Origin of the sequence: Mycolicibacterium sp. lyk4-40-TYG-92, from assembly GCF_030209435.1 — a bacterium.
In the GTDB taxonomy this organism is placed as follows: domain Bacteria; phylum Actinomycetota; class Actinomycetes; order Mycobacteriales; family Mycobacteriaceae; genus Mycobacterium.
In genome coordinates this window covers 84,498-107,137 of sequence record NZ_JARVRX010000018.1, presented here as the reverse complement: position 1 = coordinate 107,137, position 22,640 = coordinate 84,498, and the positions used below count along the sequence as shown (strand labels likewise).

The following is a 22,640-nucleotide window of genomic DNA, read 5'->3' as shown; positions in this document are numbered from 1 at the left end:
CATGCAACAACTCCCCAGGTAGGAGCTGTTGCACTAGACCCTTGAATCGAAGGCGACGATTCTCTGCATATCCCTCACGCTCGCCTGCCCGGTCAGCCCATCAACGTCGCGGCGACCGTAGCCCCCAGGTTCCAGCACGCCTCCAGATCGGCCTTGCTGGGCTTGCCCGAAACCACCACGTACTCAGCCGCTTTCGTCCAACCGAGCCCGGTGGTGATGGACGTGACCGCCTTCTCGGCGCCTTCGGTGCCCTCGTTGCCGTGCAACCACAGACCGAACGGCCGGCCACGCGTGGCGTCCAGGCATGGGTAGTAGATCTGGTCGAACGCGTGTTTCAAGGCACCCGACATATAGCCGAGGTTCGCCGGCGAGCCCAGTAGGTAGCCGTCGGCTTCCAGCACGTCGGCCGCGGACAGCGTCAGCGCCGGCCGGCGCACCACGTCGACGCCCTCGATCTCGGGATCGGTCGCCCCGGCGAGCACCGCCTCGAACATCTCCTGGCAGTTCGGAGACGGAGTGTGGTGCACGACAAGGAGTTTCATACTCGTGATGACTTTTCCAGCGCGACAGCCTTGCGGATGGTCTCGCGGGCCCGGGTGCGGTCCCCCGCATAGTCGTACGCGCGAGCCAGCCGGTACCAGCCGCGCCAATCCTCTGGTGCGGCCTCGACCTCGTCGCGGACTGTCTCGAACAGCGCGTCGGCGGCGTCGCGTTCGATGCGGCCCGACGGACGCTTGGGCAGGTCACTGATGTCGAGTTCGACACCCTCGTCGTGGGCCAGCCGGGCCAGCCGCTGGTGCGCGAACCCGGCCCGCAAGGTGGCGACCATGGCCCACAGGCCGATGAGCGGCAGCACGAAGATGCCGATGCCGAGCCCGATCGCGGCGGGTTCACCGGACTTCATCAGGATGACGCCGGAGCGGCCCATGATCCAGAAGTAGACCACCAGCGCCACGCACAAAAAGGCCACGACCAGTTGGATGCGCAGCACCTGCGAGCTCGGTTTGGTCATGACGGACTCGTCAGAGGCCCATCAGCTTCTCGATGCCGATGGTCAGCCCGGGGTACTTGGCGACCTCACGGACACCGAGCAGCACGCCCGGCACGAACGACGTGCGGTCGATGCTGTCGTGCCGGATGGTCAGCGTCTCGCCCTGGGTGCCGAACAGCACCTCCTGGTGCGCCACCAGACCACGCAGCCGGACTGAGTGCACGGGGATGCCGTCGACGTCGGCGCCGCGGGCGCCTTCCAGACCGGTGCTGGTGGCATCGGGATTGGGCGGCAAGCCTTTTCGTGCCTCGGCGATCAGCTGGGCGGTGCGGGTGGCGGTGCCCGACGGCGCGTCGGCCTTCTGCGGGTGGTGCAGCTCGACGACCTCGGCCGACTCGAAGAACGGGGCGGCCAGTTTGGCGAAGTGCATGGACAGCACCGCGCCGATGGCGAAGTTCGGCGCGATCAGCACCGCGACGCCCGGCTTGGCGGCGACCCACTCGCGAACCTGGGCCAGGCGCTCCGCGGTGAAGCCCGTCGTCCCGACGACAGCATGAATACCGTTGTCGATGAGGAATTTCAGGTTGTTCATCACGACGTCAGGGTGGGTGAAGTCGACGACGACCTCGGTGTCACTGTCGGTGAACAGGGTCAGCTCGTCACCGGCGTCGACGCCGACGGTGAACGTCAGATCGTCGGCGGCTTCCACACCCTCGACGATGGTCGCACCGACTTTGCCCTTGGCACCCAGAACTCCGACTCGCATATGATCAACCCTAGCGGCCCCCTACTATCAGCCCCATGCGCGGCGCCAAGATCCTCATCACCGGAGTCACCGGCCAGGTGGCCACCCCGATCGCCACGGCGCTGGCGGCCGACAACGAGGTGTGGGGCGTCGCCCGGTTCAACAACCCGCAGGCCAAACAGAACCTGGAACAGGCCGGCGTCCGGTGCGCCGCGGTCAACCTGGCGGCCGGTGACTTCAGTTCTCTGCCAACTGATTTCGACTACGTCGTCAACCTGGCGGTGGCCAAGACCGGCCGGTGGGACAAGGACCTCGCGGCCAACGCCGAGTCGGTGGGGTTGCTGATGGCGCGCTGTCGCGACGCCAAGGCGTTCCTGCACACCTCGTCGGCCGCGGTGTACGACCCGCCCGGCGACGAGCCGCGTTCCGAATCAGCGGCGCTGGGCGACAACCACAAGCACCTCTTCCCCACCTATTCGATCTCCAAGATCGCCGGCGAGACGGTGGTGCGCACCATGTCGCGCGCGCTGGATCTCCCGGCCACCATCGCCCGATTCAACGTGCCCTACGGCGACAACGGCGGCTGGCCGTACTACCAGATGGAGATGATCCTGGCCGGCATCCCGATCCCGGTGCCGCCGGGTGGTCCGGCGCAATACAACCCGATCCACGAAGACGACATCCTGGCGACCCTGCCCAAGCTGCTGGACGTCGCGTCGGTCCCGGCCACCACGGTGAACTGGTGCGGCGATCAGACCGTCAGCCTGCAGGAATGGTGCGCCTACATCGGTGAGCTGGTCGGCCGTGAGCCGGTGTTCACCGAGGACCCGAACGCGTTGCGCGGCGGTCCGACCGACACCACCCGCATGCACGAGCTGATCGGCGGCACGAGGGTCGATTGGCGCGACGGCATCCGCCGGCTGGTGACCAAGTTCCACCCGGAGCTCGTCAGCCGCTAGGCCCAGAGCGGTGGCGTTTCCCGCAGGTTCTCGAAGTAGTGACCGGCCTTGAGGTCGTCGAGCAGGGTGGGCTGCACGGGTTCCCAGCCGAGCAACGCCCGCGTCCGTTCACTGGATGTCGGGTTGTCCAGCGCGGCGAAGCCGGCCAGAAAACCGAAGTGCGCTGACGCCTCGTCCGCCGGAATCTGTTGCACCGGCAGACCCAGACCATCCCCGATGGCCTGCGCGATATCGCGGAAGGCGATGCCCTGTTCGGCCGCCCCGTGCAACACCGAGCCGGCCGGCGCCGACTCCACTGCCAGCCGATAGAGCCGCGCGGCATCGACGGTGTGCACCGCGGGCCACCGATTCGAGCCGTCGCCCAGATATCCGGATCGTCCTGCCGCACCGGCGAATTGGATGAGGCTGGGGATGAAGCCGTGGTGATCGGTGTCCCCATGCACTGTCGGCGCGAGCCTGATCACCGATGACCGCACGCCGCGGTCGGCCAGCGCCAGAGTGGCGAGTTCGGATGCGACCCGCGGGCCCGACCGATCGACCTCGGCGTCCTCTGTACCGAGCCGGCCCGACTCACCGAACGCCAGCATCAGCGTGCCCGAGGTGTTCACGAACGGCTTGCCGGAGCCCGCCAGGGCCTCTCCCATGGCCTCGACTGCCCGCAGGTCCGACCGAAGTGAGTCGGCGTAATTGGAGAAGTCGTGCTTGAAGGCCAGATGAATGACACCGTCGGCGGCAGCAGCCGCGGCGGCCAGATCGTCAGGATCATCGAGCGAGCCGCGATGCACCTGGGCGCCGGCGGCTTCCAGGGCGCTCGCCGAGGCGTCCGACCTGGCCAGTCCGGTGACCTGATGACCCGCCTGTTGCAGCTCGCGGACGACGACGGACCCGATGTGCCCGCTGGCGCCGGTGACGAATATGCGCATGGTTTCAGCTCCTCATGTGATGTCAGTCCATGACATCACCGAACGTACACCTCATGTCAGCGACTGTCATCACTCGTGGTGACAGTCACTGACATCGCCTACAATCCGCCCGTGGGCCGTTGGGAACCGAATGCGCAGGGCCGCCTGGAGCAGGCCGCCCTGGAGCTGTACCTGGAGCAGGGCTTCGACGAGACGACCGTTGCCGAGATCGCCGCCCGAGCAGGCCTCACGGAACGCACCTTCTTCCGGCACTTCGCCGACAAACGCGAGGTGCTGTTCCGTGGCCGCGAGCTCGCCGATGCCCTCGAGGCCGCCATCGACGACGCACCGGCAGCCGCCGCACCACTCGACGCCGTCGCCGCGGCGCTGGAATCACTGTCCGGCTTCTTCGCCGACCGTCGCCCACATGCCCGCCGGCGCCAGACCGTGATCGCCGCCAACCCCAGCCTGCAAGAACGCGAACTCATCAAACTCGCATCACTGGCGACCACCATTTGCGACGCATTACGCCGCCGCGGCGTCGCCGACCCCGTGGCGAGCCTGGTGGCCGAGACCGGCGTCGCGGTGTTCAAGGTGGCATTCGAGCACTGGCTCACCGATCCGGCCGAAAGCAGCCTCGCCGAGCACATTCGCGAGACACTCTCCGAACTCCGGGCCGCGACCCAATCCTGATCCGCGACAACCGATCAGAGCGGCGACGCACCCCGCAGATGCTCGAAGATGAGGGACGTCTGAGTGCCGGCCACGTCCGCATCGGCATTGAGGTGCTCGACCACGAACGCACGCAGGTGCGGGGTGTCGCGCGCGGCGACGTGCAGGATGAAATCGTCGGCGCCGGCCAGGAAGTAGACGTCCATCACCTGCGGCAGGCGCCGCATGTGGGCGATGAAGTCGCGGATGCGCGCCCGCGCCCCCGATTGCAGGCTCACCGAGATCATCGCCTGCAGGCCCAAGCCGATGGCCGCGGGATCGATATCGGCATGGAAACCGCGGATCACCCCGAGCTGCTGCAACCGGCGGACGCGGCCGTGACAGGTCGACGCGGCAATCCCGACCAGCTCCGCCAACGCACTGTTGGGTATGCGCGCGTCAGCGTGCAGCGCGGTCACGATCTGCCGGTCGACGTCGTCGAGTTCAACGGGCTGAACATCCTTCGGCCGGGAGGCCTCTTGGACCGCCGATTTCGAAGATCGTTCAACTGAGGGTGCCATATTGAGAATTATAATCATAGATATTGCAGGTCAATCGACGTTTATTCACACTTAGGGCATCACCTGATCCGCCCTGAGGAGAACCCCAGATGCACGTCGGTATCCCGACCGAAATCAAGAACAACGAGTACCGGGTGGCCATCACCCCGGCCGGCGTCGCCGAACTGATCAAGCACGGCCATGAGGTCCTGATCCAGGCCGGAGCCGGCGAAGGATCTGCGATCGCGGACAACGACTTCAAGGCCGCCGGAGCACAGATCGTCACCACCGCGGACCAGGTGTGGGCGCAGTCCGACCTGCTCCTCAAGGTCAAGGAACCCATCGCGGCCGAGTACCACCGCATGCGCAAGGGCCAGACCTTGTTCACCTACCTGCACCTGGCCGCCTCGCGCGAATGCACCGACGCCCTGCTGACGTCGGGCACCACCTCGATCGCCTACGAAACCGTCCAGACTGCCGACGGCCGCCTGCCCCTGCTCGCCCCGATGAGCGAGGTCGCGGGCCGACTGTCGGCCCAGGTCGGTGCCTACCACCTGATGCGCAGCCACGGCGGCCGCGGCGTCCTGATGGGCGGCGTGCCCGGCGTGGCCCCCGCCAACGTCGTCGTCATCGGCGGTGGCACCGCGGGCTTCCACGCGGCGCAGATCGCCTGCGGCATGGGCGCGCAGGTCACCGTGTTCGACGTCAACCTGGATACCCTGCGCCGGATCGACGCCGAGTGGGGCGGGCGGATCCACACCCGGTACTCCTCGAGCCTGGACCTGGAAGACGCCGTCAAGCAGGCCGACCTGGTGATCGGCGCGGTGCTGGTCCCCGGCGCCAAGGCGCCGAAGCTCGTGACCAATTCGACTGTGGCCCACATGAAGTCGGGCTCGGTACTGGTCGACATCGCGATCGATCAGGGTGGCTGCTTCGAGGACTCGAAGCCCACCACGCACGACGACCCGACCTTCGCCGTGCACGACTCGGTCTTCTACTGCGTGGCCAACATGCCCGGTGCCGTGCCGCGCACGTCGACCTACGCGCTGACCAACGCGACGCTGCCGTACGTGCTCAAGCTCGCCGACCAGGGTTGGCAGGCGGCGTGCCGCGACGACGCCGCGCTGGCCAAGGGCCTGTCGACGCACGACGGTGAGCTGCTGTGCAGCCAGGTCGCCGCGGACCTCGACATTCCGCTCGGCCGCGTCGCGCTGTAACCCACGAACCCGATACCCATCGCCCGGTCAGCGCAGTGTCGCGCTGGCCGGGCGATGACTTTCCGCCCGCCCGCACTGCCATTCTTGACACGTGTCAAGTATCGTCGTGACCATGCTCCTGCAGGAACTGTTGCCCGCCCCGCCGTCCACGACGGCCGAAGCCCTCGAGATCTTCGATGCCGCGCCGGCCGTCGAACCCGACTTCATGATCGGCACCTGGCACGGCGCAGAAGTACCCACCGGACATCCGATGGACGGACTGCTGGAAGCCAGCGGCTGGTGGGGCAAGCAGTTCGTCGACAGTGAGACGGTGCATCCGCTGCTGTTTCCCGACGCGTCGGGCGAGGCGCTGTGGCCGCTCAACCCGGCCCTGGCGTTCTCCGGCGTCGGACTTGCCGCCAAAATGCCGGCGTTGCACCGACTTTCAGTGGCCAAGCCCATCGCCGCCCTGCGGCCGCTGTTGCAGGCCCGTTCGGCCAAGGCCCGGCTGCGCACCACGCGCTACCGCGGAGTCGACACCGCGACAATGGTTTACGACCAGCTGCCCATCAACGACGTGTTCCGCAAGCTGTCCGACGACGCCGTCCTGGGTGCCATGGACCTGCGCGGCCAAGCCCAGCCGTACTTCTTCGTGCTGCGCCGCGACAACTCGCTGCGCCTCAGCCGTTGAGGTGATTTGTGCACGATAATCCGCGGTCAGCGCGGAAAATCGTGCACAAATCCCTACTGGCCGATGGCGCGCAGCTGCTTTGGCAGTGAGCGTTTGGACTGCGGCCCGAGTACCGCGGCACCGAAAGGCCGCGTCAGCAGGTCGCGTGCAACCGTGTTGACCTCTTCGAGGGTCACCGCGTCGATCGACGCGAGGGTGTCCGAGATCGACTTGTGGTTGCCGTAGTTCAGCTCGGCGCGTCCGATGCGGTGCATCCGGGAACCGGAATCCTCCAGGCCCAGCACCAGACCGCCACGCATCGAACCCTTGGCGATGCGCAACTCGTCGGCGGTGATGCCTTCGCGCGCAACATCTTCCAGCACGTCGGTGGTCACCCGGACCACCTCGTCGAAGCGGTCCGGCAGGCACGCCGAGTACACCGACAGCGCACCGGCATCGGAGAACGTGTCGATCGTGGAGTACACCGAATAGGCCAGGCCGCGGTTCTCCCGGATCTGCTGGAACAGCCGGGAACTCAGCCCACCACCGAGCGCGGTGTTGAGCACCGACAGGGCCCAGCGGTGCTCCCAGTTGCGGCCCGGCGTGCGCACACCCAGGTACATGTGGGCCTGCTCGGAGTCACGTTTGACGAATTGCAGCGTCGGGGTCCCCGGTACGCGGCCGGTCCCCTTGCGCGGCGGCACGGGCTTGCGGCCACGCACGAGATGCGGCCGAAAGTGCTTGCGCACCATGGACACAACCTCGTCGTGGTCGACGTTTCCGGCGACGGCGACCACCATCCGGTCCGGCGTGTACCGGCGCACGTGGAACGAGTGCAGCTGACCCCGGGTCATCGACGTGATCGATTCGACGCTGCCGATCACCGGCCGCCCCACCGGATGTGTGCCGAACATGGAGCCGAGGAAGACGTCCGCGAGGGTGTCCTCGGGATCGTCGTCGCGCATGGCGATCTCTTCGAGCACCACGTCACGTTCCAGCTCGACATCGCTTGCGGCACAACGGCCGTTGAGTACGACATCCGACACCAGATCGATGGCCAGCCCGAGATCGCTGTCCAGCACGTGCGCGTAGTAGCAGGTGTGCTCACGCGCGGTGAACGCGTTCAATTCACCACCGACGGCGTCCATCGACTGGGCGATCTCGACAGCGGAGCGCGTCGGAGTCGACTTGAACAGCAGGTGTTCCAGGAAGTGCGCGGCCCCGGCGACACTGGGGCCTTCGTCGCGCGAACCGACGTTGACCCACACGCCCACCGACGCCGAATGCACGTGCGGCAGGTGTTCGGTGACGACCCGCAGCCCACCCGGGAGATTGGTCTTGCGCACAGCAGCCGGGGCCTGCAGCGAAGTTGCTGCAGGACCCCGGCCGTTGCGCAGATTCTTACTAGGAGTTTGCAGGCGCGGCATCTGCCGGTGCAGTCTCCGATTCGGACCCAGCGTCGGCGGCGTTCGAATCCGCAGCCGCTGCGCCGTCTTCATCTACCAGGATCAGCGAGATCTTCTGACCCTTGCCACGGTTGTCGGCGGAGATGTCCGCGATCTCCACGCGCAGCTTGTCGCCGACGTTCACGACGTCCTCGACCTTCGCGACGCGCTTGCCCTTGCCGAGCTTGGAGATGTGCACCAGACCGTCCCGGCCCGGCAATAAGGACACGAAGGCGCCAAAATCAGTGGTCTTGACCACCGTGCCGAGGAACCGCTCACCGATCTTCGGCAGCTGCGGGTTGGCGATGGCGTTGATCTTGTCGATCGCAGCCTGTGCCGCCTCGCCGTTCGAGGCGCCGACGAACACGGTGCCGTCGTCCTCGATGGAGATGTTCGCACCGGTCTCCTCGGTGATCTGGTTGATCACCTTGCCCTTGGGCCCGATCACCTCACCGATCTTGTCGATCGGCACCTTGATGGTGGTGATGCGCGGCGCGTACGGGCTCATCTCGTCGGGCTCGTCGATGGCCTCGGCCATCACGTCGAGGATGGTCAGACGCGCGTCCTTGGCCTGGGCCAGGGCACCTGCCAGCACCTTGGACGGGATACCGTCCAGCTTGGTGTCCAGCTGCAGGGCGGTGACGAACTCCTTGGTACCGGCGACCTTGAAGTCCATGTCGCCGAAGGCGTCTTCGGCGCCCAGGATGTCGGTCAGCGCGACGTAGCGGGTCTCACCGTCGACCTCGTCGGACACCAGGCCCATGGCGATACCGGCGACCGGGGCCTTCAGCGGCACACCGGCGTTCAGCAGCGCGAGGGTCGAGGCACAGACCGAACCCATCGAGGTGGAACCGTTGGAGCCCAACGCTTCCGACACCTGACGGATGGCGTACGGGAACTCCTCGATGCTCGGCAGCACCGGCATCAGGGCCCGCTCGGCCAGCGCACCGTGGCCGATTTCGCGGCGCTTCGGCGAACCGACACGACCGGTCTCACCGGTCGAGAACGGCGGGAAGTTGTAGTGGTGCATGTAGCGCTTGCTGGTCTCGGGACCGAGCGAGTCGATCTGCTGAGCCATCTTGACCATGTCCAGCGTGGTGACACCCATGATCTGGGTCTCGCCGCGCTCGAACAGCGCGCTGCCGTGCGCCCGCGGAATCACGGCGACCTCGGCCGACAGGGCCCGGATGTCGGTGATGCCACGGCCGTCGATGCGGAAGTGGTCGGTCAGGATGCGCTGGCGCACCAGCTTCTTGGTCAGCGAGCGGAACGCCGCGCCGATCTCCTTCTCGCGGCCGGCGTAGGTTTCGGCCAACCGGTTGAGCACCTCGACCTTGATCTCGTCGGTGCGATCGTCGCGCTCCTGCTTGCCGGCGATGGTCAGCGCCTGCGACAGCGCGTCGGTGGCCACGGCGGCCACAGCCTGGAAGGCGTCGTCGGCGTAGTCCGGGAACACCGGATACTCGGCGGTCTCCTTGCCGGCGGCGTCGTGCAGCTCCTGCTGCGCCTTGCACAGTGCGGCGATGAACGGCTTGGCGGCCTCCAGACCCTCGGCCACCACGGCCTCGGTGGGAGCACCGGCGCCACCGGCGATCAGGTCGATCACGTTGTCGGTGGCCTCGGCCTCGACCATCATGATCGCGACGTCACCGTCGACCACGCGACCCGCGACGACCATGTCGAACACAGCGTTTTCCAGCTGCTCGACGGTCGGGAACGCGACCCACTGGCCGTCGATGAGGGCGACGCGGACGCCACCCACCGGGCCGGAGAACGGCAGACCCGAGATCTGGGTCGACGCCGATGCGGCGTTGATCGCCAGCACGTCGTACAGATCCTTGGGGTCCAGGCTCAGGACGGTGACGACAACCTGGATCTCGTTACGCAGGCCCGAGACGAACGACGGGCGCAGCGGCCGGTCGATCAGGCGGCAGGTCAGAATCGCGTCGGTAGACGGCCGACCCTCGCGGCGGAAGAACGAGCCGGGGATGCGGCCCGCGGCGTACATGCGCTCTTCGACGTCGATGGTCAACGGGAAGAAGTCGAAGTGATCCTTCGGGGTCTTGCTGGCCGTGGTGGCCGACAGGAGCATGGTCTCGTCGTCCAGGTAGGCGACGACAGAGCCGGCGGCCTGACGTGCCAGGCGGCCGGTCTCGAAGCGGATGGTGCGGGTGCCGAAGCTCCCGTTGTCGATGACGGCGGTTGCTTCGAACACGCCCTCTTCAATTTCAACTGCAGACATGGATGTCGCAATAACCTCTCTGGGCCCGCCCTATGCGGGTTCCGTTTTCTGGTTCCTCTTTGTTACAGCTGTCGCATCGTCACACGCGCGCATCCAGAAAACCCGAAAACCATCCCGCTAACTGCTGACGGCCGTCGATCGAAGCGGCCGGGGGTCATGCCCCGGCAGCCACTACCGAAGACCGCCCCACGAGGTTCAGGCGGACGCTGTGTGACGTTCCGACGTCCTGGGCGCTGGGCCCAAAACAGTTTTATGTTACTACCCGTACCAATGCCCATCGCCAGGCCTGCCGGAGCAGACCTGGCGATGGGAGTGAATCAGTGGTGCGTCAGCGACGCAGACCCAGACGCTCGATCAGCGAACGGTACCGCGCGACGTCGACCTGAGCGACGTACTTGAGCAGCCGGCGACGACGGCCGACGAGCAGCAGCAGGCCACGACGGCTGTGGTGGTCGTGCTTGTGCTCCTTGAGGTGCTCGGTCAGGTCCGAGATGCGCTTGGTCAGCAGGGCGACCTGAGCCTCCGGCGAACCGGTGTCGGTCTCATGCAGGCCGTACTGACCCAGGATCTCTTTTTTCTGTTCGGCAGTGAGTGCCACGAAACAACTCCATCAATTCGGTCCGCGAAGAACAACGAGGGCGCGGCCGCCGCGAACTGCAGCACGCGCATCGGGCAGTTTATCAGGAAGCTACTGCGGAACCAGAATCGTGCGAGCTCGCTGGGTATCGCGGTCCATGGCCACGATCAGGTCGTCCACCGAATCGAACTTCTCCTGGCCGCGGATGCGCGAGACGAAATCGACCGCCACGTGCTGTCCGTACAAATCTGCCTCGGTGTCGAGCACGAAGGCCTCGACTGTGCGGGTGCGGCCGGAGAACGTCGGATTGGTCCCCACCGACACCGCGGCCTGGTAGCGCTCCCCCGGCGTCACGGTGCCCACGGAAGGACCGTGCCCCAGGACGGTGAACCAGGCGGCGTAGACGCCGTCGGCGGGGATCGCCGAGTGCATCGGCGGGGCGACGTTCGCCGTCGGGAAGCCGAGCCCGCGCCCGCGGCCGTCGCCACGGACGACGACGCCCTCCACACGGTGCGGCCGGCCCAGCGCCTCGGTCGCGGCCGCCATGTCGCCGGCGTCCACACAGGACCGGATGTAGGTGGAGGAGAACGTAACCGTCTCGGCCTGGTGATGTTCGGCCACCAGCGAGATGCCCTCGACGGCGAAGCCGAAGCGCTCGCCGGCCTTGCGCAGCAGCGGCACGTTGCCGCCGGCCTTCTTGCCGAAGGTGAAGTTCTCGCCCACCACGACCTCGAGGACATGGAGGCGCTCGACGAGCAGCTCGTGCACGTAGCGCTCAGGGGTCAGCTTCATGAAGTCGGTGGTGAAGGGCATCACCAGGAAGACGTCGACGCCCAGTTCCTCGACCAGTTCGGCCCGGCGCGTCAGCGTCGTCAGCTGAGCCGGATGGCTGCCCGGGAGGACCACTTCCATCGGATGCGGATCGAAGGTCATCAACACGGTGGGTACTCCGCGGGACCGACCCGCCTTCACCGCGTGACTGATCAGTTCTGCATGTCCACGATGTACGCCATCGAACACCCCGATGGTGAGCACACATCGGCCCCAGTCCGTGGGGATCTCGTCCTGCCCACGCCAGCGTTGCACGACCGCAAGCCTACGGCGCGCCGCCGCGGCAGGCACCGTGAGATCCCCGGATGAGGTGACGATTGCCTAAACTTTGTGGTGTGAGTCCTGCAGAAGACGGCGGCAACCCGCCGGATCTATCCCCGGTTGCCCAGGACTACCTCAAAGTCATCTGGACCGCGCAGGAGTGGTCGCGCGAGAAGGTCAGCACGAAAATGCTGGCCGAACGCATCGGGGTGTCGGCGTCGACTGCGTCGGAGTCGATCCGCAAGCTCGCCGACCAGGGTCTGGTGCACCACGAGAAGTACGGCGCGGTGACGCTGACCGACATCGGCCGCAGCGCGGCGCTGGCCATGGTCCGCCGCCACCGGTTGATGGAGACGTTCCTGGTGCGCGAACTCGGCTACGGCTGGGACGAGGTACACGACGAAGCCGAGGTGCTCGAGCACGCGGTGTCGGACCGGATGCTGGACCGCATCGATGCCAAGCTCGGCTTCCCCACCCGCGATCCCCACGGGGACCCCATTCCCGCGGCCGACGGCCAGGTGCCGACTCCCCCCGCCCGGCAGCTGTCCGCGTGCTCGGACGGTGACGCCGGCACGGTGGCCCGGATTTCCGATCACGACCCCGAGATGCTGCGATACTTCGACAGCGTGGGGATCACGCTCGATTCACACCTTCGCGTGGTGGCCCGGCGAGACTTCGCCGGGATGATCTCCGTGGCGGTCACGGCCGCGGACGCCGTAAACGACGACACGACAACCGTCGACCTGGGCAACCCAGCGGCAGAAGCGATCTGGGTCGTCGCCTAGCCGATCAGCGAGTGGTCACCAGACCGGCCATCAGGAGGTCGAACATCCGGCCGCACTGCTCGGGCGAAGCACAGGCGAGCATGATGCCGAGCAGTCCGGTGACGACGTCATCGGCCGGCACGTCCGTGCGCAGGCTCCCGTCGGCGGCGCCGGCGGCGAGCAGTGCGCCTACCGCGCCGACGATCCCGGCCCGGGTGTCTCCCGCCGTCACCGCACCAGAATCGAAGATCGCTCTCAGTGATTCGGCCATGCCCCGCTTGGCTGCCACGAACATCGCATAGCGATCCATCCACAGCCGCAGCGCCTCGACCGGCGGATGGGTACGTAACAGCTCCTGGGCCGTCGCGGCCACCTCCGCCAATTCGGCGCGGTATACCGCTTCGACCAGCGCCTCACGGCTGGGAAAATGCCGATAGAGCGTGCCGATGCCGACGCCGGCGTCGCGCGCGATCGCCTCGAGCGACACGGCACCTCCGGCCGTGCCGAAAGCCAGCGCCGCCACATCCAGAATGCGTTCCCGGTTGCGACGGGCATCGGCGCGAATAGCGTCAGCCATAGCGGAGGACCCTCCGTTTCTGTTACGTTCAATCTAAGCGGAGGTACCTCCGAATCTCTTCGAGTATCGCAGAACGCCCACGTTTCAGGAGTGACGATGACCGATACAACATGTCCCGGCGGCCTCGGCTCGATCGGCGGCCGGGCAGTGGCCCGGATCGGCTACGGAGCCATGCAACTGGGCGACGCCGGTTCGCCTGACGACGCGGTGGCGGTGTTGCGTCGCGCGGTCGAACTCGGCATCAATCACCTCGACACCGCATCGTTCTACGGCGGCGGAACGGTAAACACCCTCATCCGGCAGGCCTTGCGGCCGTACCGCGATGACCTTGTCATCGTGAGCAAGGTCGGCGCCGTGCACGTGCCGGACGGACCGGCGCCGCTGGCGGCTGCCCAGAAGCCCGCGGAACTGCGCGCGGCGGTCGAGGCGGACCTGAAACAGCTTGGCCTGGAACAGATTCCAGTGGTCAACTTGCGCCGGTTGGATCTGGGCCCGGGACTGCGGGCCGCGCGCGATCAGCTCGTCGGCATCGATGACCAGCTGGCAGAGATGACCGCGCTGCGCGACGAGGGCAAGATCGGCGCCATCGGGCTCAGCGCGGTGCCTGTCGACACCGTCCGGCACGCACTGCCGGCCGGCATCACCTGCGTCCAGAACGCCTACAGCGTGCTGGACCGATCACAGGAGGACACCCTGAGGCTGTGCGCCGAAGAGGGCGTCGCGTGGGTTCCGTTCTTCCCACTGGGATCGGCCTTCCCGGGGTTCCCCAGTGTCACCGCGAATCCCTCGGTGCGAACAGTGGCTGAGCGAATCGGCGCCACGCCGGCCCAGGTCGGCCTGGCCTGGCTGCTGGCACACTCGCCCAATACGCTACTGATCGCCGGGACCCGGTCAGTGACCCATCTGGAGGACAACGCCGCCGCTGGGGCGATTCAGCTCGATGCCGAAGCGCTCGCAACCCTGGACCCTATCGGCACCGTGCCCGCAGACAACACCGTCCACCAGCACGGCGCCGAACCGCATCTGATCGAAAACGACTGACGCCGTTCAGTTCACAAGTCTGCGGTGGTACGCCGCGCGCGAACAGCAGGGTCGGCGTGGGCGCATCGTACGTGGCCGGCGGGTCAAATCTGGCGACAAATCATGCCAACCGGTATGCAAATGGGCGATCTGAGGACGCTGCTACAACGTCGCGGGACGCAGGACCACGACACTGGTGGTGCGTTTCGGTCCGTCCGCCAGCAGCGCGATGACCCGTCCATCAGGAGCCGTCGCGGCGTAGATGCCGTCGATGCCGGCCGGCTTCAGGGCTCTCCCGTGCCGGGTGTCTTCGGTCTCGTCGTCGGTCAGGTCACGCCGCGGAAAGCCCAGCAGGCAGGCCGCGTCCAGCGAATAGCTCAACTCCGCCGCGTCGGTCAACTGCTCCAACGTGCGCGCCTCATCCAGGCCGTAGCGGCCGACCTTGGTGCGCCGCAACGCCGTCAGATGCCCGCCGACGCCGAGCGCGGCGCCGACGTCTCGGGCCAGCGCCCGGATATAGGTGCCCGACGAGCAGTCCACCGTCACATCCACATCGACGAAGTCGTCGATGCGTCGCGTGGCGTCGATGGCGAATCGGGAGATCCGCACCCGGCGCGCCGCCAACTCGGGCGCCTTGCCTTCCCGAACCAGTTTGTACGCGCGCTCCCCGTCGACCTTGATGGCGCTCACGGCCGACGGCACCTGGTCGATCTCACCCCGCAGCGCCGCAACCGCGGTTTCGATCTGTCCGTCGGTCACGTGGGAAGCCGAAACCGTCTCCAGCACTTCCCCTTCGGCGTCCTCGGTCGACGTGGTCTGGCCGAGACGGATGGTCGCGACGTACGTCTTGTCGGTGGCGGTCAGCAGGCCGAGGATCTTGGTGGCCCGTTCGATGCCGACCACCAGCACGCCGGTGGCCATGGGGTCCAGCGTCCCGGCGTGCCCGACCTTGCGGGTGCCGAACAGCCGCCGGCACCGCCCCACGACGTCGTGGCTCGTCATTCCGGCCGGCTTGTCGACGATCACCAGCCCCGGCGGCGGGGCCGGCCGCGAACCTTCCTTCACAGCGAGATCGCCGTCAGGACAAGACCATTCGACACGGTGAAACGCCCGGGCAATTCGGTCAGCGGCGGCCCCGACTCGGCTGTCGGATCGATGAGAATGCGGGACAGGAACCTGCCCGAAGTCCCCGACGAATCCAGCTCGAAAGTGATGTGCGCGTCCTCGAAACCCAGCCAGCGGTGCGTCAGCGGGAACCAGGCCTTGTACGTCGCCTCCTTGGCGCAGAACAGGATTCGGTCCCAGTGCAGGTCGCCTTCCAGCGTCGCGACGGCGTCCTGCTCGGCCGGCAGGGCAACAGCGCCAAGCACACCTTTGGGCAGCACCCCGTGCGGTTCGGCGTCGATACCGACCGATCGCACCTGCGTCGACCTGGCCACCACGGCGCCGCGGAAACCCTCGCAGTGCGTCAGGCTACCGACAATTCCTTCCGGCCAGCACGGCTCGCCCTTGTCCCCCTTGAGGATCGGGACCGGGCCCACATCGAGCTTGCCCAATGCCTCACGGGCACAGTGCCGCACGGTGATGAACTCGTTGCGGCGCTTGGCGACCGACCGCGCGATCAGCGGCTCTTCCTCGGGCAGCGGGGTAAGGCCGTCCGGATCGGAATACGTCTCGGCGGTGGCCACCACGTCAGGCAGCACCTGAGTGAGCAGCGCATCAGTCATCACAACCGCCTCGAATTGATCCGGTCCTGCATCTTCTGGGCGTGCTCCCGCATTTCCTGGGTGATCTCGAAATGGCCACCGAAGTCGTTGAGGTAACCCGGCGGGTACTGGGGGTCGGGCAGGATCTGGCGCATCCACCGATATGGCTTGCGGCGCCGCCACTCTCGCGGATACCCGACGGACACTTCCTCGAATCGCACCCCGTCGTAGTAGGTGGTGCGCGGGATGTGCAGATGGCCGTACACCGAGCAGATCGCGTTGTAGCGGGTGTGCCAGTCCTTGGTCGCGGTGGTGCCGCACCATAGCGCGAACTCCGGGTAGAACATGGCGTCGCAGGGTTCGCGCACCAAGGGGAAGTGATTGACGAGGACCGTCGACTCCATCCAGTCCAGGTCGTCGAGCTTCTTGCGGGTGACGTTGAGCCGGTCGCGGCACCACGCGTCCCGGGTGGCGTACGGCTCGCTCGACAGCAGGAACTCATCGGTGCCGACGACGTTGCGCTCCTTGGCCAGCGCCAGCCCCTCGGCCTTGGTCGCGGTACCCGCGGGTAAGAAGCTGTAGTCGTACAGCAGGAACATCGGCACGATGGTCGCCGCGCCACCCGGGCCGGTCCAGACCGGGAACGGATGCTCGGGGGTCACGATGCCCATCTGGTCGCACATGTCGACCAGGTAGTCGTAGCGGGCCTTCCCGAAAATCTGCATCGGGTCCTTGTTGGTGGTCCACAGTTCGTGGTTGCCCGGTACCCAGATCACTTTGGCGAAGCGCTTGCGCAGCAGGTCCAGGGACCACCGGATGTCGTCGGTGCGCTCGGCGACATCGCCGGCGACGATCAGCCAGTCGTCCGGTGAGGCCGGGTGCAGCGACTCGGTGACCGGCTTGTTTCCGGTGTGCCCGATGTGCAGGTCACTGATTGCCCAAAGGGTCGGCTGGGTCGACACAAAAATCCAGGGTACTTGGCTGGCAGCAACGCCCGCTGGAGTGCCAACCGTCCCGCGCAGCGGGAGAAACTAGAACAGGTTCTCCCATCCTGTCCGGTGTGACGCAGGCGACTTGTAGACTCCCCGCAGTATTGCTCGGATCTAAGGGGTGTCATGGCAGCGATGGCCGGGAAACTGCGGCTCGTGTCCGCGCTGTGTGCGCTCGTGACGGCGGGCGTGGTGGTCACACAGACCAACCCCGTGACGCCCACCGGCGGCAACAACGTGGAGTTGCGCTCCACCTCTGCCCCGATGGCCCCGATCAGCAGCACCATCAAGTCGCCGATCATCTCCACCACGAACCCGAGCCCCTTCGACCCGTGCGATCAGATTCCGCTCGACGCCATCAACGCCATGGGCCTTGGCTTCACCCCGCCCGACCATGAAGACGGCCTGCGCTGCCACTACGACGCCGGTAACTATCAGATGGCTGTCGAGCCGATCGTCTGGCGCACCTACGAGCAGACGCTGCCTGCCGACGCCGTCGAGCTGAACATCGCCGGACACCGCGCCGCGCAGTACTGGATCATGAAGCCGACCGACTGGAATGACCGGTGGTGGGTGACCTGCATGATCACCTTCAAGACGAGCTACGGCCTGATCAACCAGTCGCTGTTCTACTCCCCGATCGAATCACCGGACCGCCCGGACTGCCTGCAGACCAACCTGCAGCGCGCCAACCAGCTGGTGCCGTTCTACAAGTTCTGATATCCGGCCGCCCCAGCCGCCACGGCGCCGACCGGTACGGATCGGTACCATCCGAATGGTGAGCTCCCGAATCGCCCATCTCGGCTCCCGGTTGCTGAGCCGCGTCCTCGACGTCCCGCCCCCGACAACCGACTACACCGTCAGCCGCGTCACCACCCCGATGCGTGACGGCGTCGAACTGGTCGGCAGCCACTACGCCCCCACCGGCACCGCCGTGGGCACCCTGTTGGTGCGGTGCCCCTACGGTCGCGGCTTCCCGTTCGGCCCGGTATTCGGTGCGGCGTACGCCCGCCGCGGGTATCACGTGCTGCTGCAGAGTGTGCGAGGCACGTTCGGCTCCGGTGGCGACTTCGAACCGATGGTCAACGAGATCGCAGACGCCGTGGACACCGCCGACTGGTTGCGTGACCAACCGTGGTTCACCGGATCCTTCGCCACGATGGGGTTGTCGTACCTGGGCTTCACCCAGTGGGCGCTGCTCACCGATCCCCCGCCCGAAATGAAGGCCGCGATCATCATGGTCGGCCCGCACGATTTCGCCGAATCAACCTGGGGTACAGGAGCATTCACGCTCGACAACTTCCTGGGCTGGAGCGACATGATGGCGCACCAGGAAGATCCACCGCTGGCCGTGCTGGCCCGGCGGTTCCTGGCACCGCGCCTGGTCGCGCGTACCCACACGCAGGCACCCGCGGGGGCCGCCGCACGTCGGCTACTCGGTTCCGGGGCGCCCTGGTACGAATCCTGGCTGAGCCATCCTGACGGCACCGACCCGTTCTGGGAGAAGATGGCGTTCAGCGACATGCTCGACAAGGTCGACGTGCCGGTGCTGCTCATCGGCGGCTGGCAGGACCTGTTCCTGGAACAAACCCTGACGCAGTTTCAGCGCCTGAAGTCGCGCGGCGTGCCGACGGCGGTCACCATCGGCTCGTGGACCCACACACAGGTGATGACCCGCGGTGGCGCGACCGTGCTGCGCGAATCGCTGGCCTGGCTCGACGCGCATCTCGTCGAGACCACGCCCGCGCCCGAGCGGCCCGCGGTGCGCGTCGAGGTCAACGGGCAGGGCTGGCTGGCGATGCCGGACTGGCCACCGGCGGCGACCGAACTCGAGCTGTACCTGCAACCCGCACACCGGCTCGGCGCCACCGCGCCCGCCGTCACGGCGCCCCCGTCGCGGTTCACCTTCGATCCGGCCGCGCCGACGCCCACGTTGGGCGGTCGGCTGTTGTCGTCGGCTGCCGGTTACCAGGAGGACTCCGCGCTGAGCCGGCGACCGGACGTCGTCGACTTCACCGGTGAGCCGCTCGTCGACGACCTGTACCTCGTCGGCAACCCGGTGCTCGAGCTGGTCCAGTCCTGCGACAACCGATACCGGGACATCTTCGTCCGGCTCAGCGTCGTCGACGCAAAGGGCAAGTCCCACAACGTCAGTGACGGATTCCGCAGGCTCACAACCCCTTCGGACGAGCCCGAGACCCTCCGACTCGAGCTCGACGCGGTCGCGCACCGTGTCCCGGCCGGGTCGCGGCTGCGGGTGATCATCGCGGGCGGCTGCCACCCGAGGTATGACCGCAACCTCGGCACCGGCGAGCCCGTCGTCTCCGGTGAGCGCATGGTGCCGGCGACGCACACGGTGCATCACGGGGCGGGCGGGGTGTCCCGGCTGCTGCTCCCGAAGGTCGTGCTGTCAGCCGACTGAGTCACGCACCCGCTCGGCGACGGCGGCCAGCGCCTCCTCGTCGTACACCGGCGGGCCCCACTCGGGCGTGACCGGCAGGTCCACCCAACTGCGGCAGCCGGCGTAATCCGGCGTGCGCGGCAACCGCACCGGTGCCACGAGCGGTTTCGCCTGCACCACCAGGACGGTCAGCCGGTGCCGGGGCCGGAAATCCAGCCGGTCGTTCTGCACGGACCGCGCGGTCCAGATGTGCAGATCGGCGATGGCATCCAGCTGCTCCGGACGTTCAACTGCCACGGCGGCAACGACTTTCGCGCCGCCACGCAGTACCACCTCGGCTTCGGTGCTGTCCCCCGCGGCGCGGTCCAGAAGATCGGTGAACTCGGGCCGGACCCGTTCGGCGTGGCTGTGCTCGACCGTCGGGAAGAACACGAACTCCGGCGCCGATACCTGAAAACGCTTCTCCCCGATCCCGCCCTTGCGCAGCAGCACCGTCTGCCGACCGTCGAGCAGCGCCTGTACCGCCGCGCCCCACTCCTTGAGCGCGGGCGAATTCACTTGGCTGCCAACCTCGCCTGCACCTCGGGCCGCCGCAACGGCGGCACGGTCTTGGGTGGCTGCCGCCGGGCCGGCAGCTGGTTCAGCAGCCTCTCGGTGACGGCCGTGACCTCCGCGACCGCGGCTTCGAAGGCGTCGACATTGGCGGCGGTGGGACGCGTGATCCCACTCACCTTACGGATGTACTGACGCGCGGCGGCCTCGATCTCCTCGGCCGTGGCGGCCGGCTCCAGGCCACGCAGTTCGGTGATGTTGCGGCACATGCCCTCCACGATAGGCGCGTTCGGGCCGCAAGTTACGGTGTCGGAGGGTGACCGCCAAGCAAGGAGCCAACGTGACCGACGTTCTACTGATCGACACCACCGACCGGGTTCGCACCCTGACGCTGAACCGGCCCAAGTCCCGGAACGCGCTGTCCTACGAGCTGCGCGATGCGTTCTACGGCGCCCTTCGCCACGCCGAGGCAGACCCGGACGTCGACGTGGTGATCCTGACGGGCGCCGACCCGGTGTTCTGCGCCGGACTCGACCTCAAGGAACTCGGCGAAGGCGCGGACCTGCCGGACATCTCGCCCAAGTGGCCCAACATGACCAAGCCCGTGATCGGTGCCATCAACGGCGCCGCCGTCACCGGTGGCCTGGAACTGGCGCTGTACTGCGACATCCTGATCGCCTCCGAGAACGCGAAGTTCGCCGACACCCACGCCCGCGTCGGGCTGCTGCCGACCTGGGGTCTCAGTGTGCGGCTGCCGCAGAAGGCCGGTGTCGGGCTGGCCCGCCGGATGAGCCTGACCGGCGACTACCTGTCAGCGACTGAGGCGCTGCGAGCCGGCCTGGTCACCGAGGTGGTCCCGCACGACGAGCTGCTCCCGACCGCGCGCCGCGTCGCGGCCTCGATCGTCGGCAACAATCAGAACGCCGTGCGGGCGCTGCTCGACTCGTACCACAAGATCGACGGTTCGCAGACCGACGCCGGCCTCTGGATCGAAGCTGCGTCGGCCCGCAAGTGGATGGACGCCTCCAACGGCAACGACATCGCCGCCAACCGCGACGCCGTCATGCAGCGCGGCCGCAGTCAGGTCTAATACCTGTTCCTCGCGCTTCCCCGGCGAGCGTGCGTGTTTGTACATCGACACTCCGCAATCGGCGTACAAGAACGTCCCGCTCGGCGAGCCCGAGCGGGACGTTTTTGCGCGGAACCCACGGCGTTTCGTGCGCAAACACGCACGCTCGCGGGCGACCTGGTCAAGTCCAGCGGCCGGACAGCGCACGCCCGCCGACGAACACCAGCCGCAGCACCAGGAACGTGCTCAGCCCGGACCAGATACCGGCCAGGCCCCAGCCGAACGCCAGGGACAACCAGATCAGCGGCAGGAAGCCGACGAGCCCGCTGATCAGGGTGGCGTTGCGCATGAACTTCGCGTCACCGGCGCCGAGCAGCACCCCGTCGAGCGCGAAAACGATTCCGGCGATGGGCAATTGGGCCACCATGAACCACCACGGGATGCCGATCTGCGCCCGCACGGCGTGATCTCCGGTGAACACTGCCGGAAGCACGCCGGAGCCGAGTGCGAACACCGCCGCCAGCACCGTCGCCGCGGCGGCCGAGTAGACCGTCACCCGCCGCGCCACTGTCTTGGCGTGCGCCGGCTCCCCCGCACCGAGAGCCGCACCGACCAGCGACTGCGCCGCGATGGCCAGCGAATCCAGCACCAGGGCAAGGAAATTCCACAGCTGCAGCACCACCTGATGAGCGGCGACGGCGGCCGCGCCGAACCGGGCTGCCACCGCGCCGGCGGACAGGAAACACACCTGAAACGCCAGGGACCGCAGCACCAGATCGCGGCCCATGGTCAGTTGCGCGCGCAGTACGTCGGGCCGCAGGCGCAGCGAAACCCGTTCGGACAGCAGCGCATACCCGAACAGCGCCGCGGCGATCCACTGCCCCACGAGGTTCGCCACCGCCGAGCCCGTCAGACCGAGCCGTGGCAATCCGAGCCACCCGAAGACGAGCAGCGGGCACAGCGCCGCCGAAATACCTACGCCGACAAGCACATACCGCAGCGGCCGCACCGTGTCCTGCACGCCCCGCAGCCAGCCGTTGCCGGCCATGGACATCAGGATCGCCGGTACGGCCAGGATCGCGACCCGCAGCCACGGCAGCGCGGTCTCGGCGATGCCGCCGCGCGGCCCGGCGATGGCCGTGAGCAGAAATGGCGCCAGCGCCTGCACCACCGCCACGATCAGGACGCCGAGGGCCAGCGCCAGCCACGTGGCCTGCACGCCCTCGCCGACAGCACCGGCCCGGTCCCCGGCGCCGAAGCTCCGGGCCGACCGCGACGTCGTGCCGTACGACAGGAACGTCAGCTGCGACCCGACCAGGCTCAAGATCAGCCCGCCGACCGCCAGCCCGGCCAAGGGCAACGCACCCAACCGGCCGACGACCGCAGTGTCCAGCAGAAGGTAGATCGGCTCGGCGGCCAACACCCCGAGCGCCGGGAACGCCAGCCCAGCGATGCGACGGCCGGTCACCTCAGTGGTCATGATGCGCACCCTCGTGGCCGACGAGCGGCCCCGAAATGCCCACAAATCACGG

At 67.3% G+C, this 22,640-nt stretch carries 25 protein-coding genes; 9 read left to right on the top strand and 16 right to left on the bottom strand.

The genetic code is table 11. The annotated features are described in order from the left end of the window. Positions 1 to 92 precede the first annotated feature (92 nt). The 3 genes from QRN63_RS24005 to dapB are packed head-to-tail and all read right to left on the bottom strand — an operon-like array spanning position 93 to position 1,757. Positions 93 to 542, bottom strand: coding sequence for a flavodoxin family protein (locus QRN63_RS24005; RefSeq protein ID WP_267317060.1), 450 nt, complete (start codon positions 540 to 542; stop codon positions 93 to 95). Then, positions 539 to 1,012, bottom strand: coding sequence for a tetratricopeptide repeat protein (locus tag QRN63_RS24000; protein ID WP_267317059.1), 474 nt, complete (start codon positions 1,010 to 1,012; stop codon positions 539 to 541). Before QRN63_RS24000 ends, QRN63_RS24005 begins: the two co-directional genes overlap by 4 nt. A gap of 10 nt (positions 1,013 to 1,022) precedes the next feature. Continuing rightward, positions 1,023 to 1,757: a 4-hydroxy-tetrahydrodipicolinate reductase gene (dapB, locus tag QRN63_RS23995; RefSeq protein WP_267317058.1), complete on the bottom strand. Its 735-nt coding sequence runs from the start codon at positions 1,755 to 1,757 to the stop codon at positions 1,023 to 1,025. 35 nt (positions 1,758 to 1,792) lie between these two features. Here dapB and QRN63_RS23990 point away from each other — a divergent pair, with 35 nt between their 5' ends. Next, positions 1,793 to 2,695 (top strand): NAD-dependent epimerase/dehydratase family protein, encoded by a 903-nt coding sequence (locus QRN63_RS23990; RefSeq protein WP_285033467.1) that lies wholly within the window; start codon positions 1,793 to 1,795, stop codon positions 2,693 to 2,695. Here QRN63_RS23990 and QRN63_RS23985 read toward each other — a convergent pair. After that, positions 2,692 to 3,618: an SDR family oxidoreductase gene (locus QRN63_RS23985; RefSeq protein WP_285033466.1), complete on the bottom strand. Its 927-nt coding sequence runs from the start codon at positions 3,616 to 3,618 to the stop codon at positions 2,692 to 2,694. The two genes, QRN63_RS23990 and QRN63_RS23985, sit on opposite strands and share 4 nt — an antisense overlap. A gap of 111 nt (positions 3,619 to 3,729) precedes the next feature. On the opposite strand from QRN63_RS23985, the gene QRN63_RS23980 reads away from it, so the two are divergent. Beyond that, positions 3,730 to 4,290, top strand: a complete 561-nt coding sequence (locus QRN63_RS23980; RefSeq protein ID WP_285033465.1) for a TetR family transcriptional regulator — start codon at positions 3,730 to 3,732, stop codon at positions 4,288 to 4,290. Between the two features lie 14 nt (positions 4,291 to 4,304). Here the strand turns inward: QRN63_RS23980 and aldR are convergent, their stop codons facing one another. Beyond that, the gene (gene aldR, locus QRN63_RS23975; protein WP_285033464.1) at positions 4,305 to 4,829 is read right to left on the bottom strand and encodes an HTH-type transcriptional regulator AldR; all 525 of its coding nucleotides are present in this window, start codon (positions 4,827 to 4,829) and stop codon (positions 4,305 to 4,307) included. Between the two features lie 89 nt (positions 4,830 to 4,918). Between aldR and ald the strand changes: the two genes are divergently transcribed. Further along, positions 4,919 to 6,025, top strand: a complete 1,107-nt coding sequence (ald, locus tag QRN63_RS23970; RefSeq protein WP_285033463.1) for an alanine dehydrogenase — start codon at positions 4,919 to 4,921, stop codon at positions 6,023 to 6,025. Between the two features lie 112 nt (positions 6,026 to 6,137). Further along, a complete protein-coding gene (locus tag QRN63_RS23965) occupies positions 6,138 to 6,695 on the top strand; it encodes a DUF4334 domain-containing protein (protein ID WP_285033472.1) in 558 nt (185 codons plus the stop codon). A gap of 53 nt (positions 6,696 to 6,748) precedes the next feature. Here the strand turns inward: QRN63_RS23965 and QRN63_RS23960 are convergent, their stop codons facing one another. The 4 genes from QRN63_RS23960 to QRN63_RS23945 form a co-directional block, all read right to left on the bottom strand. Continuing rightward, entirely contained in the window at positions 6,749 to 8,101 is a 1,353-nt protein-coding gene (locus tag QRN63_RS23960; RefSeq protein ID WP_350224470.1) for a M16 family metallopeptidase, read from the bottom strand. After that, a complete protein-coding gene (locus QRN63_RS23955) occupies positions 8,079 to 10,361 on the bottom strand; it encodes a polyribonucleotide nucleotidyltransferase (RefSeq protein ID WP_267317051.1) in 2,283 nt (760 codons plus the stop codon). Before QRN63_RS23955 ends, QRN63_RS23960 begins: the two co-directional genes overlap by 23 nt. Positions 10,362 to 10,689: 328 nt before the next feature. Next, positions 10,690 to 10,959, bottom strand: a complete 270-nt coding sequence (gene rpsO / locus QRN63_RS23950; protein WP_267317050.1) for a 30S ribosomal protein S15 — start codon at positions 10,957 to 10,959, stop codon at positions 10,690 to 10,692. A 90-nt stretch (positions 10,960 to 11,049) separates the two neighbouring features. Next, entirely contained in the window at positions 11,050 to 12,024 is a 975-nt protein-coding gene (locus QRN63_RS23945) for a bifunctional riboflavin kinase/FAD synthetase (RefSeq protein ID WP_166556330.1), read from the bottom strand. An 80-nt stretch (positions 12,025 to 12,104) separates the two neighbouring features. Here QRN63_RS23945 and mntR point away from each other — a divergent pair, with 80 nt between their 5' ends. Then, a complete protein-coding gene (gene mntR / locus QRN63_RS23940) occupies positions 12,105 to 12,815 on the top strand; it encodes a manganese-binding transcriptional regulator MntR (RefSeq protein WP_285033462.1) in 711 nt (236 codons plus the stop codon). Between the two features lie 4 nt (positions 12,816 to 12,819). Here the strand turns inward: mntR and QRN63_RS23935 are convergent, their stop codons facing one another. After that, the gene (locus QRN63_RS23935; RefSeq protein ID WP_267317047.1) at positions 12,820 to 13,371 is read right to left on the bottom strand and encodes a TetR/AcrR family transcriptional regulator; all 552 of its coding nucleotides are present in this window, start codon (positions 13,369 to 13,371) and stop codon (positions 12,820 to 12,822) included. Positions 13,372 to 13,467: 96 nt separating this feature from the next. Between QRN63_RS23935 and QRN63_RS23930 the strand changes: the two genes are divergently transcribed. After that, positions 13,468 to 14,412 (top strand): aldo/keto reductase, encoded by a 945-nt coding sequence (locus QRN63_RS23930; protein WP_285033461.1) that lies wholly within the window; start codon positions 13,468 to 13,470, stop codon positions 14,410 to 14,412. A 141-nt stretch (positions 14,413 to 14,553) separates the two neighbouring features. Here the strand turns inward: QRN63_RS23930 and truB are convergent, their stop codons facing one another. The 3 genes from truB to pptH are packed head-to-tail and all read right to left on the bottom strand — an operon-like array spanning position 14,554 to position 17,059. Next, positions 14,554 to 15,456 carry a tRNA pseudouridine(55) synthase TruB gene (gene truB / locus QRN63_RS23925; RefSeq protein WP_285033460.1) on the bottom strand — a complete coding sequence of 301 codons (903 nt, stop codon included), beginning with the start codon at positions 15,454 to 15,456 and terminating at the stop codon, positions 14,554 to 14,556. Further along, positions 15,453 to 16,118 carry a 4'-phosphopantetheinyl transferase PptT gene (gene pptT / locus QRN63_RS23920; RefSeq protein ID WP_285033459.1) on the bottom strand — a complete coding sequence of 222 codons (666 nt, stop codon included), beginning with the start codon at positions 16,116 to 16,118 and terminating at the stop codon, positions 15,453 to 15,455. The genes truB and pptT overlap by 4 nt, the downstream gene beginning before the upstream one ends. After that, a complete protein-coding gene (gene pptH, locus QRN63_RS23915; RefSeq protein WP_267317043.1) occupies positions 16,118 to 17,059 on the bottom strand; it encodes an ACP phosphodiesterase PptH in 942 nt (313 codons plus the stop codon). Before pptH ends, pptT begins: the two co-directional genes overlap by 1 nt. Before the next feature lie 162 nt (positions 17,060 to 17,221). On the opposite strand from pptH, the gene QRN63_RS23910 reads away from it, so the two are divergent. Beyond that, positions 17,222 to 17,806 carry a DUF3558 domain-containing protein gene (locus QRN63_RS23910; RefSeq protein WP_267317973.1) on the top strand — a complete coding sequence of 195 codons (585 nt, stop codon included), beginning with the start codon at positions 17,222 to 17,224 and terminating at the stop codon, positions 17,804 to 17,806. Between the two features lie 55 nt (positions 17,807 to 17,861). Then, positions 17,862 to 19,508 carry a CocE/NonD family hydrolase gene (locus QRN63_RS23905; RefSeq protein WP_285033458.1) on the top strand — a complete coding sequence of 549 codons (1,647 nt, stop codon included), beginning with the start codon at positions 17,862 to 17,864 and terminating at the stop codon, positions 19,506 to 19,508. Here the strand turns inward: QRN63_RS23905 and QRN63_RS23900 are convergent. Continuing rightward, on the bottom strand, positions 19,497 to 20,045 hold the full coding sequence (locus tag QRN63_RS23900; protein ID WP_285033457.1) for a DUF1802 family protein: 549 nt from the start codon (positions 20,043 to 20,045) through the stop codon (positions 19,497 to 19,499). The two genes, QRN63_RS23905 and QRN63_RS23900, sit on opposite strands and share 12 nt — an antisense overlap. Beyond that, on the bottom strand, positions 20,042 to 20,308 hold the full coding sequence (locus QRN63_RS23895) for a DUF2277 domain-containing protein (RefSeq protein WP_029105342.1): 267 nt from the start codon (positions 20,306 to 20,308) through the stop codon (positions 20,042 to 20,044). The genes QRN63_RS23900 and QRN63_RS23895 overlap by 4 nt, the downstream gene beginning before the upstream one ends. Before the next feature lie 71 nt (positions 20,309 to 20,379). On the opposite strand from QRN63_RS23895, the gene QRN63_RS23890 reads away from it, so the two are divergent. Beyond that, entirely contained in the window at positions 20,380 to 21,129 is a 750-nt protein-coding gene (locus QRN63_RS23890; protein WP_285033456.1) for an enoyl-CoA hydratase, read from the top strand. Positions 21,130 to 21,289: 160 nt separating this feature from the next. Here the strand turns inward: QRN63_RS23890 and QRN63_RS23885 are convergent, their stop codons facing one another. Beyond that, complete coding sequence (locus QRN63_RS23885; RefSeq protein WP_285033455.1) at positions 21,290 to 22,588, bottom strand: MATE family efflux transporter; 1,299 nt, start codon at positions 22,586 to 22,588, stop codon at positions 21,290 to 21,292. Positions 22,589 to 22,640 lie beyond the last annotated feature (52 nt).